11 protein-coding genes are annotated in these 16,376 nt (G+C 46.2%); 6 read left to right on the top strand and 5 right to left on the bottom strand.

Annotated features, from left to right (window positions below; translation table 11 throughout):
• Positions 1-3,774, bottom strand: a complete 3,774-nt coding sequence (gene tamB, locus LGZ99_RS05110) for an autotransporter assembly complex protein TamB (RefSeq protein WP_036836725.1) — start codon at positions 3,772-3,774, stop codon at positions 1-3.
• Complete coding sequence (gene tamA, locus LGZ99_RS05105) at positions 3,771-5,513, bottom strand: autotransporter assembly complex protein TamA (RefSeq protein ID WP_021323286.1); 1,743 nt, start codon at positions 5,511-5,513, stop codon at positions 3,771-3,773. Before tamA ends, tamB begins: the two co-directional genes overlap by 4 nt.
• Before the next feature lie 115 nt (positions 5,514-5,628).
• Between tamA and msrA the strand changes: the two genes are divergently transcribed.
• Together msrA and LGZ99_RS05095 are read left to right on the top strand one after the other, a co-directional pair.
• On the top strand, positions 5,629-6,276 hold the full coding sequence (gene msrA / locus LGZ99_RS05100) for a peptide-methionine (S)-S-oxide reductase MsrA (RefSeq protein WP_262978904.1): 648 nt from the start codon (positions 5,629-5,631) through the stop codon (positions 6,274-6,276).
• A gap of 155 nt (positions 6,277-6,431) precedes the next feature.
• A complete protein-coding gene (locus tag LGZ99_RS05095; protein ID WP_023043426.1) occupies positions 6,432-7,763 on the top strand; it encodes a polyamine export protein PaeA in 1,332 nt (443 codons plus the stop codon).
• Between the two features lie 104 nt (positions 7,764-7,867).
• Here LGZ99_RS05095 and LGZ99_RS05090 read toward each other — a convergent pair whose 3' ends face one another.
• Entirely contained in the window at positions 7,868-8,074 is a 207-nt protein-coding gene (locus LGZ99_RS05090; protein WP_011148633.1) for a DUF1107 domain-containing protein, read from the bottom strand.
• Between the two features lie 288 nt (positions 8,075-8,362).
• Here LGZ99_RS05090 and LGZ99_RS05085 point away from each other — a divergent pair, with 288 nt between their 5' ends.
• From LGZ99_RS05085 to fecA, 4 genes are all read left to right on the top strand, one after another.
• On the top strand, positions 8,363-8,917 hold the full coding sequence (locus LGZ99_RS05085) for a YtfJ family protein (RefSeq protein ID WP_021323283.1): 555 nt from the start codon (positions 8,363-8,365) through the stop codon (positions 8,915-8,917).
• A gap of 272 nt (positions 8,918-9,189) precedes the next feature.
• Positions 9,190-9,714: a ferric citrate uptake sigma factor FecI gene (gene fecI / locus LGZ99_RS05080; RefSeq protein WP_021323282.1), complete on the top strand. Its 525-nt coding sequence runs from the start codon at positions 9,190-9,192 to the stop codon at positions 9,712-9,714.
• A 1-nt stretch (position 9,715) separates the two neighbouring features.
• On the top strand, positions 9,716-10,666 hold the full coding sequence (gene fecR / locus LGZ99_RS05075) for a ferric citrate uptake sigma factor regulator FecR (RefSeq protein ID WP_036836722.1): 951 nt from the start codon (positions 9,716-9,718) through the stop codon (positions 10,664-10,666).
• Positions 10,667-10,763: 97 nt separating this feature from the next.
• Positions 10,764-13,124: a TonB-dependent Fe(3+) dicitrate receptor FecA gene (gene fecA, locus LGZ99_RS05070; protein WP_036836721.1), complete on the top strand. Its 2,361-nt coding sequence runs from the start codon at positions 10,764-10,766 to the stop codon at positions 13,122-13,124.
• 144 nt (positions 13,125-13,268) lie between these two features.
• On the opposite strand, the gene LGZ99_RS05065 is transcribed toward fecA, so the two are convergent.
• On the bottom strand, positions 13,269-14,660 hold the full coding sequence (locus LGZ99_RS05065; RefSeq protein WP_023043429.1) for an amidohydrolase family protein: 1,392 nt from the start codon (positions 14,658-14,660) through the stop codon (positions 13,269-13,271).
• Between the two features lie 340 nt (positions 14,661-15,000).
• Positions 15,001-16,353 carry a glutathione-disulfide reductase gene (gene gorA, locus LGZ99_RS05060; RefSeq protein ID WP_152552687.1) on the bottom strand — a complete coding sequence of 451 codons (1,353 nt, stop codon included), beginning with the start codon at positions 16,351-16,353 and terminating at the stop codon, positions 15,001-15,003.
• Between the last annotated feature and the right edge of the window lie 23 nt (positions 16,354-16,376).

Raw genomic sequence — 16,376 nt, 5'->3', positions numbered from 1 at the left:
TTAAAACTCAAACTGATAGAGCAAATCCAATGTCTGATCAATACCAGACACTGCCTCCAGATACAATCTAGGCATTAACCTATAGCGTAAGGTTAATGTTGCCAGTGAATCAAATATACCAACACCATACTTAACTTGCAGATCTTTTGTGATCTTTCCGCTAACAACTACCTGTGATTTATCACCAACCCCTTGAGTATCCAGTGCTAAATCGGAAACACCAAATATTTCACCGATTTTACCTACCAACTGACCACTCTGTGCAACCCCCAAACCTATCAACATTGCCGTCATCTGGGAGTTGTCTGAGTCACTGCTCTCCAACCCTTCACCACGCAACAGGTAAGAAAGCGCTTCCTGTTGTGATTTAGCCGGTTCTGAGAAAATTTCCACTTTTGGCTGATCCGCCAAACCGGTAACTCTCACCCCAGCAATAACACGACCATCAGTTGATTCTGGGTTACGGATAGCCTCAATATTAAGCAATGGTTGATACGGTGGACCTGAAAACACAATCATCCCTTTACGGACAATCAGATCCTGTCCATAAGCATGGAAACGGCCATCGAGAATATCAATTTGACCATTCAAACCCTGGCCTTGCTCACCCTGAACAGCTTTCAGAACACCTCTAAGTTTCGCTTTGAGGCCAAATGCACTGAGTCGAACATCATCGCCTATATGAATCGTCAAGTTACTTTGAATCGGGATTGACGCTTTTTTCACTTCTAACGGCTGAAGATTCTCACCTAATATAATCTCATCCGATGAAGCCTCAACAGCCGATTCGGGTAGTTCTTTAACTGTAATACGCGCCCAGGGAATACCAACGCTACCATCCAATTTCAGTAACTGGGGAGAAGCCTCAAACACCAGAGCAGGGCTGACATCAATTTTCACCATTGGTGGAAAAGTTACCCTCAACTTATCACCGTTAGCGGCAATTCTTGCATGCCACGCATCCAAATTACGCCAGTCAGCATCACCATTCAGGTTAAGTTGCCCCTTCGGGGTTTTGATAACACCATCAAGATCGGAACGTATTCCATCAAAATTTACACCAAGTTGCCCTTGAGTAATATCAAATGGAATCCAATGACCCGAAGCTTGCAGTGCGCTCAGGCTCAACCGACCAAACAGTAATGGATTTTTGGCATTTCCGCCCAGACGCAGGTTAGCGTTCAAATGGCCTTCTGCCTTATCACCTTTTCCAAGAATCGGTTCGATCAACGCCAGTGAAATATCCTGAATATCTACATTGCCTGATAGTTTGCGACGCCCTTCAAGATCAGCAATCTGTACCGCACCGTTAAACTGACCATTTCCCATAATTTTAAACAGCCAATTCAGCTCTGCGGCTCCATTCTTCAAGCCTGCATTGAGTGTCAGGGTTTGAAAATCTACAGGTAATGCGATGCCATCAATTACTTGCTTAACCTGCACCGCATCACCACGCAGATTAACGTTAGCCTGGGGCAATCCACCTCCAGCACTCCATTTAACATCAGCATTACCACTGAATACACCTTTCAAATGTGTTTCAGGCCCCAGTAATGGCTGAATCATAGCAAGATCAAAACGATCAAGAATAATAGATGCGCTACCGCTGGCACCCGCTTCAATGGGTTTCGGTACGCAGAGCTGCGCATGTGGATTCAACCAACAATGAGTACCCACAGTGACTTTCTGCTGCTGATTGAGATAATCAATAGTAATAGCTTTGGTTAAACGCCATTCGCCAACCGGAGTATCAAAACGAGTATCATTAATACTGCCTTTCCATCGTTGTTGCTTGCGATTAAAACTACCATTAAGCGCAAGTTGACCGGCAACCGGCTCACCATCAACCTTCAGTTGCAAATTATGCTGTTTTTCATTGCCCTTGGCATTCAGCGTCAAACTACGAACGATTAAATCAGCCTGTTTCAACTGACCGACTTTGATAGCAAGATCGCCCTGGATCTGCGCAGCAGAACGTACATCTCCCTTCACATTCACACTATCAATGCGCAAATCCTGCCATTTCAACCCATTAGCATTCAGATCAGCCAGAATTTGAGGCGCTTGCATATTACCACGCAGTTTCAGCGTCCCATTAACGACACCGCCAAGCCCCGGAAATAAGCCATCCAGCCTCGGTGCTCTGATATCGCCATCAAGTTGCCACTGTTTGAACAACTGTCCCTGGAGATTGATTTTATTACGCCCTAAAGCCAGCTCAAATTGAGGAATATTCCACTGACCAGCCGCATTACCCGAAATCTTACCCCTGGCTTTTATCAAGTTCTGTTTTACATTACCATCAAGTGTGATTTCCGGGATTCGGAGCTGCCAGCTACCACCGTGCAAACTGCCCCGAGTCACTATTTTTCCCTCTATTTCGGCTGGCCATTCCGGCCACTGTTTAGCAGTATTGATTCCAGAGAGTGTCAACACCGCATTCCAACTTACCGCCTTACTCCAATCTGCCACACCGACCAGTTCAGCCCTTCCCTGTAAGGCAGACAAGCGCAAGCGGGTCAACTTAAAGCGTTCTTCATTACCTTTAGCATCCAACACCAATAATGCCGGTGGAATTTCATTGCCTTTAATGCCCGAACGCAATGACAAATCATAACCACTCGTTTTACCATTCAGGCGCATTTTTACATTATCAAGCTGATATTCAGGCTCTCCCGTCAAAGGCCAACTCAGCTGCTGGCTTTCAAGCGTCATACGCACTGGCAAACCTGCCTTAGCCAGTTCCGCCTGAGCATCAATTTTAGCTTTGACAGGGCCAGACAAATTCAGAATTAAGTTGAGTTGCTCCAGCAAGGCTCCATTAAGCTTCAAGTCAACTTTTTGCCCTTGAATCTCTTGCTGATCTATCTCACCTTTTATTGACAGCTTTACCGGCCATTGCTGTGCCAAAGTCGCGAAACCATGAACAGCTAAAGAACCTTCTGGTGCCTTTACATTCAATTTATCGAGCTGAATCTGCTGCCCCTGATTACTCAGTTGCAGTAATAAGTCATTGATTATGATATTGGTATCACCGGTTAGTCGTAATTGCTTACCACTGATCTCTTCGACAGTAATATCCAGTGGAATAGGCACTTCCGGTAACCTTGCCAATAGCGGCTGAGAGAACAATGTTTTCAGGATTTCTCCCAACGACTTTTCCGGTTCAACTTCCCGCTTTGCTTTCTCTGCTACTTCCGCTGTTTTCAATTGCTCAGGAGTCGTTTTTGGCAATCCCACCAGCAATCCATTGATTTTTGTTGGCTTAAGAATTAATACCTTTTGCTGCCACTTAGCTGCGGTCCTGAGTTCATCAAGAGCAAATATCCTATCATCTACGGTGACCGCAGCATTTTTAATGGATAGCAAGTTAAGTGAAATCGGATATGGCGTTTTCAGTTCAGTCAGAGGCGCTGATTCTGGCGACGGATCTCCCGCAGGTGGCAATTGCTTAGTGTTAATCGCTACTTTTACGCCTTCTGCCGTCAATGCATTAATACATAACTGACTATTTTTCAGACAGGAAAGACGTAGCGAAAGATGGAGTTGATTCACATTAACATCAACACCGGTCATCTGATACCTGATACCTTTCAGGGTCAAATCACGCCAGCCACCACTAACTCCGGCGATATCCAGCCCCGGCACCCAACGGACGGCACTGTTAATCAGAGTATGCAGGCCAGATTGCGTTCCTACCAATCCGGCAACAGCAATAACTAACAGCGTAATAATCAGTAAAAAAGCAATACTGAGCTTCTTAATCCATCTCATAATTCAGATCCTAACCCGATGTAAAACTGGATATTACGGGATTCTGAATCCCCTATTGGCCTGGCAAGGTCAAACTTAATGGGTCCGACAGGAGAAGCCCAACGCACACCAACACCTGCGCCGGTTTTAAAATTGCTCCTTCTAACATCATTGACTGCTTCACCGGTATCAACAAAAACAGCACTCCACCAATCACCTGTTACGTTATATTGATACTCAAGCGAACCCACGATCAGCATGGATGCCCCGGTCAATTTTCCTTTATCGTCTTTAGGAGAAATTTTCTGATATTGGTAGCCACGGACACTGCGATCACCACCGGCAAAGAAACGTAAATCAGGAGGAACTTTCTGGAACTCATTGGTTTCTATCCAACCCAAATTACCCCGGGCAACAAAACGATGGTTATCCCAGTAGGTTCTGATCCAAACGTTTTGCGCCTGTAATACCAGGAAATCCACATCAGAGCCCCAAAGGGTATCAGAAATATCAATGGAATAACGCTGGCTATCGCCCCAATAAGGCATCGTACCTCCACGCTGACGGATACGACTCACGTTCGCCCCCGGATACAACAACATAGCAGTATTCGTAACATTGGCTTGAGTAAAGTGGCTGAGGCTCCAACGCATATTGATCCCATACTGCCAACCAGTTGAAAGATCCCAGTTACGGGAAAGGTTCACCGTCGCGGTATCTGATACGGTATCGTTGACATCCTTACGTTTATAACCCGTCTGCAACGCATAATATTGCTCCAGCGGGTTCGTTTTCAGCGGCATTTTATAGGTAGCATCAATCACCTGTTCAGGTGCAGAAAGGTTGATACTCGTGCCAAGGCTATGCCCACGAGAATTCAGCCATGGTTTTGTCCACTTAGCTTTTACCCGTGGCCCAACATCTGTTCCATAACCCCCACCCAGTTCAACATAGTTTTTGGAACGTGGTGTTAATACCGCCTCAAGAGGAAGAGTCTTATTACCACTCTTTCTGGCAGCCTTAAAATCAGGTGTCACCAGTGCTGAATTAAACCAGCCAGTTTCTGCCAGCCGCCGGTTGAACTCAGCCAATTGTTCCGAGGTATAAAAATCCCCTTCTTTGAACGGCACCAAGTGACTCAGATAATCTTCACGAATTTGTGAACCACGATAATATATCTGACCAAAGTGATAACGCTCACCGCTATTAAAATTAAAATCCCAAAATGCCTCATGCCGCTCTTTAGCAACACCCAATTGGCTCTTTTTCATTACGGCGTCAAAATAACCTTTTCTAATAGCAAGCCCGGTTAGAGAACCTTTAAAGCTTTCATAGCCACCATGATTAAGAATTGTCCCTTTTTTCGGGCTTTTGCTTTTAACAAGTTTGGCATAATCTCCATCTGTCTTAGCCCCACCTTCCAAAACAACATTAACACCGGCAATCCGTACAGGCTCACCGGCAGTGACTTTTGCTGTTAATACCGAACGAGCGGGGGGGTTATTTTCCTGATAGGTAAATTCGATAATGGGTTCATAATAACCAAGGGGACGCAAACCTTCACGAATCGCTTTATCTACACGAGAGCGGAAACGACCATCCGCCGCAACTTCGTCAGTACTGATGGTGGAAAGATGAACTCGGGCATTTTTTTCTAAACTGCCGGTTAATCCTTCTATTTTCAGGCGAAGACTAGCACTATGAGCGATGGGAGTTGCGATAGACACACAAAGAAAACATAAAATGGGGTATCTCGACACGCGAACTCCTAACCTAATCGGAATAATTTGACTATAATAAAATTAATCTTGAGTAAAGTTTATAATATATACAATCTATCAATATCTGAAAACTTAATAATTACAGGAGGGAATTGTGCCAACTTCAGCTAGTAAAACCCCATCTATTGATCCTCAAAGTACATTACCAGGAAGAGCTGAACCACTTAAGATTTCACCTAACCATACAGTCACCAATCATGCAATAGAGCCTGTTCCAGCCAATATGGAAGTTGCCTATTTTGGTATGGGATGCTTCTGGGGCGTAGAACGGCTGTTCTGGCAACAATCTGATATTTACACGACCTCTGCGGGTTACAGCGGTGGTACAACACCAAATCCAACTTATGAAGAAGTCTGTAGCGGCCTGACCGGTCACGCCGAGGTTGTCAGAATTGTTTATGATCCGGCAAAAAATAGTTACGAAAACCTGTTAAAACTTTTCTGGGAAAACCACGACCCGGCTCAAGGAATGCGTCAGGGAGGGGATATTGGTACTCAGTATCGTTCCGCGATTTATACTGTGTCACCTCAGCAACATGAACTGGCATTAGCCAGCCGTGAACACTTCCAAAAAGCCATGCAACAACAAGAAGATAACCGACCTGTTACAACCGAGATCACAGAAGCAGGGCCATTCTATTTTGCTGAAGACTACCACCAGCAGTATCTGTTTAAAAATCCTGAGGGGTATTGCGGGTTAGGCGGTATTGGCATTTGCCTGCCACAAATGAGCAAAAACTAGCCAGCTCATCTAAACTGGTGTTATAATTCACACACTAATCAATAGCTTTCTAAGCATTTATTGCAACCTTTTATTTTATATGATTTTTATTGTTTCCTCCGGTGTTCTTTCAACGATAACCTACCCAATCACCGGAGGTAAAACACGGATACCTTATGCTAAACAGTCTATTAGTGGTGCTTTTACTGTGCGCGATCAGCGCCTTTTTTTCGTTATCTGAAATTTCTCTTGCCGCCTCAAGGCGAATCAAATTAAAACTGATGGCAGATGAAGGTAATATCAACGCAGCTCATGTCCTCAAATTACAAGAATCTCCAGGGATGTTTTTTACCGTTGTGCAAATCGGCCTGAACGCAGTCGCCATTTTGGCAGGTGTTGTCGGTGAATCGGCATTCTCTCCTTCACTGAAAGCTTTTTTCATTCAATTTATGCGTCCTGAATGGGCAGAACAACTCGGCTTTATCTGTTCATTTATCATTGTGACCAGTACATTTATTTTGCTTGCAGACCTGACACCAAAGCGTATCGGTATGATCAAACCAGAAGCTGTCGCGGTGAAAATCGTTAATCCAATGCGTTTCTGTCTAGCAATTTTCCGCCCATTAGTTTGGTTATTTAATGGACTGGCTGATTTTATCTTTAAGATCTTTAAAATTCCGATGGCGCGTAATGAGGACATCACATCTGACGATATTTTCGCGGTTGTGGAAGCAGGAGCTGTTGCTGGTATCCTGCGTAAACAAGAGCATGAACTGATTGAAAACGTATTCGAACTCGAATCCCGTACCGTTCCTTCTGCCATGACCTCACGGGAAAGCGTCGTCTACTTTGATAAGAATGAAAGTGAAGAAAGTATCAAACAACAGATTTCCACCCAACCACACTCCAAGTATCTGATATGTGACGGAGATATTGATCATGTTATCGGTTATGTAGATTCCAAAGATCTGCTGAACCAAGTCCTGAGTGGTCAGAGCCTGAGTTTCAATAAAGGTGTCCAGATCCGCAACGCGCTGATCATTCCAGATACCTTAACGCTTTCAGATGCCCTAGAAAGCTTTAAAGCTGCCGGTGAAGATTTCGCTATTATCCTGAATGAATACGCGCTGGTAATGGGTGTGATTACCCTCAATGATGTTATGACTACCCTGATGGGTGATTTGGTTGGTCAGGGTCAAGAAGAGCAGATTGTCGTCCGGGACGAAAATTCATGGCTGGTTGAAGGCGGAACACCGATTGATGATGTACAGCGAGTACTGGATATTGATGATTTCCCTGATTCCAGTAACTACGAAACCATTGCAGGCTTTATGATGTTCCGGTTGAGGAAAATTCCAAAACGTACTGATTCGGTCAAGTTTGCGGGTTATAAATTCGAAGTTGTCGATATTGATAACTACAAAATCGATCAGCTATTAGTCACAAAAATCACTGACACCGCCACCACGGCTCCCGCTCACAACCCAACCATCAATGATGATAAATAAAAACGGCCTGTTTGTTGAACTGAGGCCGTTCAATCTTCTCATATTAAGCGCCACTTATCGTGGCGCAGATTATTCAGTATGCTGCTCGCGGCTATTCTCGTTATCTATCCTATTTCAGCCTGCAAACGCAGCACCTGTTGATTAACTTCACTCATCACACTGAAATGGCGCTTGTCTCTCACCTTCGGCGGTAAAATTTTGCCGCAGTCGAATTCAAAAGCCCCCATATCTTTAATGTATAAACGTCCACGGAATAAAGTTTTAACGTAGAGAGCAATTTTCAGTGGGTTATATCGGTGAAAAATTTTCATCTCTGCTTTTTTCCTCCTATGCTTCTTACGGTTACGTTTGGTGAACCAGCTCCATGCACCACACCGTTATGTAGAATAGTAGACTTAATTTATCGGATTTTGTTCCCCCCATTTTTAGTTTTATGCACTGACTTTACATAAAATGACAGATATTTAGATATGCATAATTATGTAAATTTATCTCTTACTTAATGTTAAAAAATTGATCTTCTTTAAAGAGATAAATCAACTGATAACCGCTATGCTAAAGACCCGTGCATCGTCACATTCACTTACAAAGGAAAAATTATGATCAAGAATTTTATGTTATATGCTGCGCTACTTTGTTCTCCTGCTCTGGCATTGGCTCACAACATTAACCTGGAACAAAAGGTTCCTGCGGTCAGTGTTTCTGATAAAGGTGAGTTGTTACTCAACAATAATAAGTTTAGCTACCAAAATTGGGATAGTGGAAAACTGATCGGAAAAGTGAGAGTCATACAACATATTGCAGGTCGTAGTGCAGCAAAAGAACTGAATGCTCCACTGATAGAAGAAATAAAACGTGCTGATTTTTCAAAAGAAAAATACCAAACAACCACCATCATCAATGTTAGTGATGCCATATTTGGTACCGGGCCATTTGTCCGCAGCAGTATTGAAGACAGTAAAAAAGAGTTTCCTTGGTCACAGTTTATTGCTGACAGCAATGGTGTAGTCAAGAAAACCTGGCAGTTGGAACCCAAAAATTCTGCCATTATTGTCCTGGATAAAAACGGCGTAGCGAAATTTACCAAAGAAGGTAAGTTAAACAGCAACGAAGTCAAACAGGTAATTGAATTGGTTCGTAAAGAATTACAGTAAAAACATCAGTGGTGATAACGACTTGCGGATATGTTTCAGTTTGCCCTTATCACCACCGCCCCACCGAGAAGCAACTTATTTAACGTCAGCTTCGCTTAAGAGCAGTAATTTCAGAATCACGTAAATTCAAGCTCGGCTTGCGACAAGTCTCGCGACCACACCTACTCAACATCACGTTAACATGAAATAAAAACCTTCAAGAACAATTGTAATGATTACCATTCTCACATTAATATGAGGTCGTGATTATTAACTTTTGATATTATAAAGCTATGTCTGACTACATTGTTGTTTCCGCTGAGCTGGCGCTTGAATCGTTTTACGGCGCGCATCACGGCTGGCTGAAAAACTGGCTCACGCGCAAACTGCAATCGTCCTTTGACGCCGACGACGTAGCGCAAGATACCTTCCTCCGCGTGATAACCAGTGACTCGTCGCTACAGACAATTCGCGATCCAAAATCCTTCCTCTGCACTATCGCCAAAAGGGTGATGATCGATTTGTTTCGCCGCAACGCTCTGGAAAAAGCATATCTGGAACTGCTTGCGCAACAGCCCGAGGCGCTTATACCCTCACCAGAAATTCGTCAGTGCCAGCTTGAAACACTCCAACAAATCGACCAGATGATCGATGGCCTGAGCAGCAAAATGCGCCAAACGTTTTTACTGTCTCAGCTTGAAAGTCTGACCTACAGCGACATCGCTTCACGTCTTAATGTGTCTGTCAGTTCCGTGAAAAAATATATGGCCAAAGCCACCGAGCATTGCTTGCTATTTCGCCTAGAGCATGGACTCTGATATGAATACCACATTGACCAATTCACGTCTCCAGGCCCTAAAATCAGCATCACACTGGTATGCAGTACTGAGTAGCGATCAAGCAAGCCCACGGCAAACCGAAAAATGGCAACGTTGGTACGAACAGCATCAGGATAATCAGTGGGCGTGGCAACAAGTGGAAAATCTGCGTAACCAGATGCTTGTGGTGCCAGGCAATGTGGCAAGCCGTACACTTCAGGAAACGCACCTGTCACGCCGCAGAATGATGAAAAGCGTGCTGTTGCTACTAGGGATTGGCGGTATCTGGCAACTGTGGCATTCAGAAACAGGAGAGGGTTTGCGAGCCGGTTACCGTACTGCTAAAGGGGACATTCAGCAGCATCGACTGAGCGATGGCACACTGCTTACACTCAATACTGACAGCGCAGTAGATGTCCGTTTTGACCCTCAGCAACGTCTGGTGCATCTCTGGTATGGCGAAATTGCCATCACCACCGAGCACGATGCTGAAACAAGGTTATTGCGCGTACAAACCCGCCAGGCACAGCTGACCGCGTTGGGTACCCAATTTACGGTTCGTCAGGAAGGCAATACCACGCTAGTTAGCGTGCAGCAGCATGCCGTAGAGGTGATACTGACCGGTGCTGACCGCAAATATATTGTGCGTCAGGGTGAAAGCTTAAGATTCAGCGCCACCGATTTTAGCGAACTGACAACGGCAATCGCCGAAAACAACACGTGGACGCAGGGTATATTAAGCTTCAGCGACAAGCCACTGAGTGAAGTGATCGCGATCCTCGCCCGCTATCGCAACGGCGTATTACACTGCGACCCAACTGTCTCCTCACTACGGTTAAGCGGCACTTTCCCGATAAAAAATACCGATACGGTATTAACCGTCATAGAAAAAACACTTCCCGTTAAGATTCAATACATTACCCGTTACTGGGTGAATGTTCTGCCCGCATAAAAATCATTAACGTAAAAATAATCATTTTCGATTGTCCCTTTTTGCCTCTTCATTCGACTTATAAGTAAATACAGCAACAAAAGATTATGGAGACGTTATGACGCCTTTACGTGCACGGCCACTGCGCGGGTTTCACAAAACAACACCGCTGGTAATGGCAATTCATTTAAGCCTGTTACCGATGGCTTGCCTAACCTCGGGGATCACGTATGCTTCTGTGGCGCCAGCTAGCGCACACTATGACATTAATGCAGGCGAACTGGATAAAGTTCTCAATCAGTATTCCACCCGCGCGGGTATTACCCTTTCGGTAGATGCCAGCTTAACGCGCGGTAAGCAGAGTAGCGGCCTACATGGCGATTATTCCATCACCGATGGACTGAACACCTTACTGGCCGGTACTGATTTACAGGCGAAAACGTTGGGTGATAACACGTTCACGCTCGAACCCGCTTCTGTCACGCAAAAAGATTCGATGACCGTAATAGGCGACTGGCTGGGCAACGCTCGTGAAACCGACGTGTTTGAACATGCAGGCGCACGCGATGTTATCCGCCGTGAAGATTTTGCCAAAACAGGCGCAACAACAATGCGTGAAGTGCTAAACCGCATTCCTGGCGTCAGCGCACCGGAAAACAACGGTACCGGCAGCCACGACCTGGCGATGAACTTCGGCATTCGTGGCCTGAACCCGCGTCTTGCCAGCCGCTCTACGGTTCTGATGGATGGCGTTCCGGTACCCTTCGCACCTTACGGCCAGCCACAGCTATCGTTGGCGCCAGTATCTCTCGGCAACATGGACGCAGTAGACGTAGTACGCGGCGGCGGCGCTGTGCGTTATGGGCCACAAAGCGTAGGTGGTGTGGTGAATTTCGTGACTCGCGCTATCCCACAGGATTTTGGTATTGAGGCAAGCGTGGAAGGCCAGCTTAGCCCCACATCTTCACAAAATAATCCAAAAGAAACCCATAATCTGATGATTGGCGGTACGGCAGATAACGGTTTCGGCACGGCGCTTCTCTACTCCGGTACACGTGGCAGCGACTGGCGCGAGCACAGCGCCACGCACATTGACGACATGATGCTCAAAAGCCGCTATGCACCCAATGAAGTGCACACCTTCAACAGCCTGCTGCAATATTATGATGGCAGTGCGGATATGCCCGGAGGTCTTTCACGCGCCGATTACGATGCCAATCGCTGGCAATCCACTCGCCCATATGATCGCTTCTGGGGCCGCCGTCAGCTCGCAAGCCTCAGCTATCAGTATCAGCCCGACCAGCAGCACAAATTCAATATTCAGAGCTTATATACCCATACCTTGCGCAGCGGTTATCTCGAGCAGGGCAAACGCATTACCCTTTCCCCACGGGAATACTGGGTGCGCAGCATCGAACCGCGCTATAGCCAGCTCTTCAATTTAGGGCCTTCAGCCCATGAAGTAGGGATTGGCTACCGTTACGTGAATGAATCCAGTCACGAAATGCGTTATTACACCGCCACCAGCAGCGGCGAATTACCCAGCACATCGAGCCCTTATGACCGTAATACCCGCTCTGTCACCGAGGCTCATGCTTGGTACATTGACGACCGCATTGATATCGGCAACTGGACCATCACGCCAGGGGTTCGATTCGAACATATCAAATCCACCCAGAACAACAACCTGAAAGGCACCCGCCAAGAAGTAAGCTACAATGCTCCGCTGCCTGCACTCAACGTTCTTTATCACGTTACTGACAGCTGGAATCTTTATGCCAATACAGAAAGCTCATTCGGTACCGTACAGTACAGCCAGATTGGTAAGGCTGTGCGGAGCGGCAATGTAGAACCGGAAAAAGCGCGCACCTGGGAAGTCGGAACCCGCTACGACGACGGCGCTCTGACTGCGGAAATGGGGCTGTTCCTGATTAACTTCAACAATCAATACGACTCCAACCAGACTAACGATACTGTTACGGCACGTGGGAAAACCCAGCACACTGGGCTGGAAACTCAGGCACGTTACAATCTTTCCGAGCTTACGCCTAAACTGGAGAACATTTCGGTTTACGCCAACTACACGTATGTGAACGCGGAAATTCGTGAAAAAGGCGATACCTACGGGAATCAAGTGCCGTTCTCACCGAAGCATAAAGGTACACTTGGTATGGATTACAAACCTGGCAACTGGACCTTCAACCTCAACAGCGAATTCCAATCCAGCCAGTTTGCTGATAACGCTAACACAGTACAGGAAAGTGCCGATGGCAGCACCGGCCGCATTCCGGGCTTTATGCTGTGGGATGCGCGCATGGCGTATGACTTCGGCCCACAAATGGCCAATCTAACTCTGGCCTTTGGGGTGAAAAACATTTTCGACCGCGAATATTACACCCGTTCCTATGATGATAACAATAAAGGCATCTACGCCGGGCAGCCGCGCATATTCTATATGCAAGGCTCGCTGAAGTTCTGATGCTGCGTTAACCCTTCCGCCGGGCCATTGCCCGGCTTTACTATTTTGTAGTGGTCCACTAATTTAGGACACATTAATTAGCCTTTTTCCAGTATTCCTCTTTCTCTACCGGGGCAGCGCCATCATTAAAGTGGTGAGGACGAATCAAACCCTGGCTACAGTACCGGCCACCAGGTGCCCCTGATGGAACGTTGCCTGACGAGTAGGCAGACGTGCCACCGCCTCAGCAGAACAACTCGCTGCCACCAGGACAAAGTCAGCTTTATCACCCACCTGAGGCCAAATACGCTGGCCTTGGTCGTTAAGCGGCAACACACCGCCTGTAGCAATAGCCATAGAGCGGGAAAGATGAAACTCATCTGAACCATGGTACAATTGCGCATACAAATTAGCTTTCTCCAACATGTCACCAGTGCCGAATGGCGACCAGTGATCAATCACACTGTCAGTACCCGTCATGATAAACACCCCTTTGGCACTGAGTTGCGGTAACGGCATCATCAGGCTGCCGATCGGTACTGTGGAGGCAATAGTGATTTGCTGTTCCGCTAAACGGGAAGCAGTTTCTGCCAATTTGCCCTCGTCCAACGTGGTCAAAGCGAAAGCATGGCTGATAGTAACCTTGCCTCGTAAAGCCGGTATTTTCTCCACCGTATCAATCATATAGTTGATAGCAGCAACGCCCTCCGGGCTTATCTCATGCAGATGAATATCCACACCAACGTTATTATCAAGCGCAATCTGGAACATAGTATCCAGTGATTTTTCCATCGCAGCATCCACATTAGTAGGGTCCAGCCCGCCAACGTATTGCACGCCCATCTGTATCGCCTCGCGCATCAGCCCTTCCACTTTGGAATGCAGCAAACCGTGCTGCGGGAAGGCAACGATTTCGCAAGTGAAATCATCACGGTGATTTTCCAAAGCATACTGTAAATGTTCCAGGCTTTTCAGACCACTAACCGGATCGATATTGCAATGGCTGCGTGCCACCGTACTGCCTTTAGATTGCAACAGAGCAATCAGGCTCTCTGCCCGCTGCTGAGAAGTGGGTAGCAATTTGGGGATCAGAGTCTGCTCCAGGGCAATCATATCCATGATGGTTTTACCCTGGCGCGGCCTCGGCGCCTGCCACGGGCCACTGTAAAAAGTTTTATCCAAATGGATGTGCATATCGCGGAAGGCGGGCAACAGCAACTGCTCCTGTGCCTGATAGCATGGCTGATTCGTGTTAAGCAGCATACCAGAAGCATGGATAGCAACGATCCTGCCATCTTTAATTTCCAACGTATATAATGCAGTACGGGTGCCGATCACCGTATCACCGTCATAATCAAATCCCTCTTCCAGCAGCACATCACTTAGGTAGTAATGACGATCCGTAAGAGTAGTCTGCCTCTGTGATGCCTCGGCTACGACGGTTGACGGCGCCGCCTGTACGATCCCACCGGTCAGGGAAATCGCCGCGCAAACAGTGGTGAGCTTACCAGTTCGACTAAGAAAAGCCCTACGGCTTTGTTGTTGAAGTTTTTTCACATTAAATACCTTTTATTTAATCCGCCTCAAAAAAACTGGCTAAATCTAGCCTTCTAAGGAATATTGCCCAGAATTTAGAACATATATAAGAAGGTTTTCAACAACATCACCGCATTATCACAGCTTACATCTCAGGAAATTGTTCTGTAGAAATTGGTCCAACCGCCGTGTATCCAAATCACACATGGCCCGTAATGCCGCCGGCAGCTCTTCCTTTATAAAATTTAAGCAAAAAGTGGCACCTCCCCATCCCCCTTTAAGCAAAAGGCCGGATAAAACCGGCCTTTAAACGTATTTTCCAGAATAGAAAAGATGTATAGATGAATTTTTGACAATATTATTACCGCATCGTTACAAACTCTTCCGCCGCAGTCGGATGAATTGCAACCGTATTATCAAAATCTTTCTTAGTTGCTCCCATCTTCAATGCAACAGCGAAACCTTGCAGTATTTCATCCATTCCGAAACCAATACCATGAATGCCAACAATCTTCTCTTCCGGCCCGACACACACCAGTTTCATCCGACATGGCTGACGATGTTGAGTGACAGCGGTATACATCGCAGTGAAAGAAGATTTATAAGTTTTCACCTGATCTTCACCAAACTGCTCTTTTGCCTGAGGTTCAGTCAGACCGACAGTACCAATCGGCGGATGGCTGAATACAACAGTTGGAATATTACTGTAATCCAGATATTCTTTCGGCTTATTATTAAACAAGCGCTCGGACAAACGACGACCTGCTGCAACCGCAACAGGCGTTAATTCCACCGCACCGGTGTTATCACCTACTGCATAAATACCTTTCACATTGGTGTTCTGGTACTTATCAACCTTGATGTAGCCTTTTTCGTTCAGCTCAACAGCAGTTACAGACAGATTCAGATTATCCGTTGCTGGTTCACGGCCAATAGCCCAGATCAAAGCATCAACGGTTTGTTCTTTGCCATTTTGCAGTTGCAAAGTCAGGCTACCGTCCACATTTTTAATCACTGCTTTCGGCACAGATTCAGTATGCAAAGTGGGTCCTTCGGTATTGATAACTTCCAGAAGTGTTTCAACAATCATCGGATCGAAAGTACGCAAAGGTGCATGTTGACGCACAAACAGATGGGTTTCACTGCCAAGTGCGTGCAATACGCCAGCGATTTCCACCGCAATATAACCCGCACCAACAACCGCAACCCGTTTTGGCATCTCTTCCAGTTCAAAAAAACCATCAGAATCAATACCATATTCCGCGCCTGGTACATCAGGACGTACAGGACGCCCACCCGTCGCAATCAAAATATGATCTGCGGTTATTTTCTCTCCATTCACTTCAACGGTGTGTGCATCAACAAAATGGGCGAAACCCTGGATCACATCAACTTTATTATTACCCAAACCACGTTCATAAGATTGATGGATACGATCAATATAAGCAGTACGACTGGCAATCAGTGTCTTCCAGTCAAAGCGGTTGACAGTGGTATCAAAGCCGTAATCCGGCCCGTATTGGCGGATAGATTCAGCAATTTGCGCCGCATGCCACATCACCTTTTTCGGCACACATCCCACATTAACGCAAGTTCCCCCTAATGCTTTAGCCTCAATCAGGGCACATTTCTGCCCATACATAGCCGCCCGGTTAATTGACGCAATGCCACCGCTGCCACCACCAATTGCTATATAGTTGTAATGTTTGCTCATTTGGATCGTTTCCATCTAGTCAG

Source organism: Photorhabdus temperata (assembly GCF_025384845.1).
In the GTDB taxonomy this organism is placed as follows: domain Bacteria; phylum Pseudomonadota; class Gammaproteobacteria; order Enterobacterales; family Enterobacteriaceae; genus Photorhabdus; species Photorhabdus temperata.
Note: the sequence above shows the minus strand (reverse complement) of the source record. Positions and strands in the feature narration are given on the sequence as shown.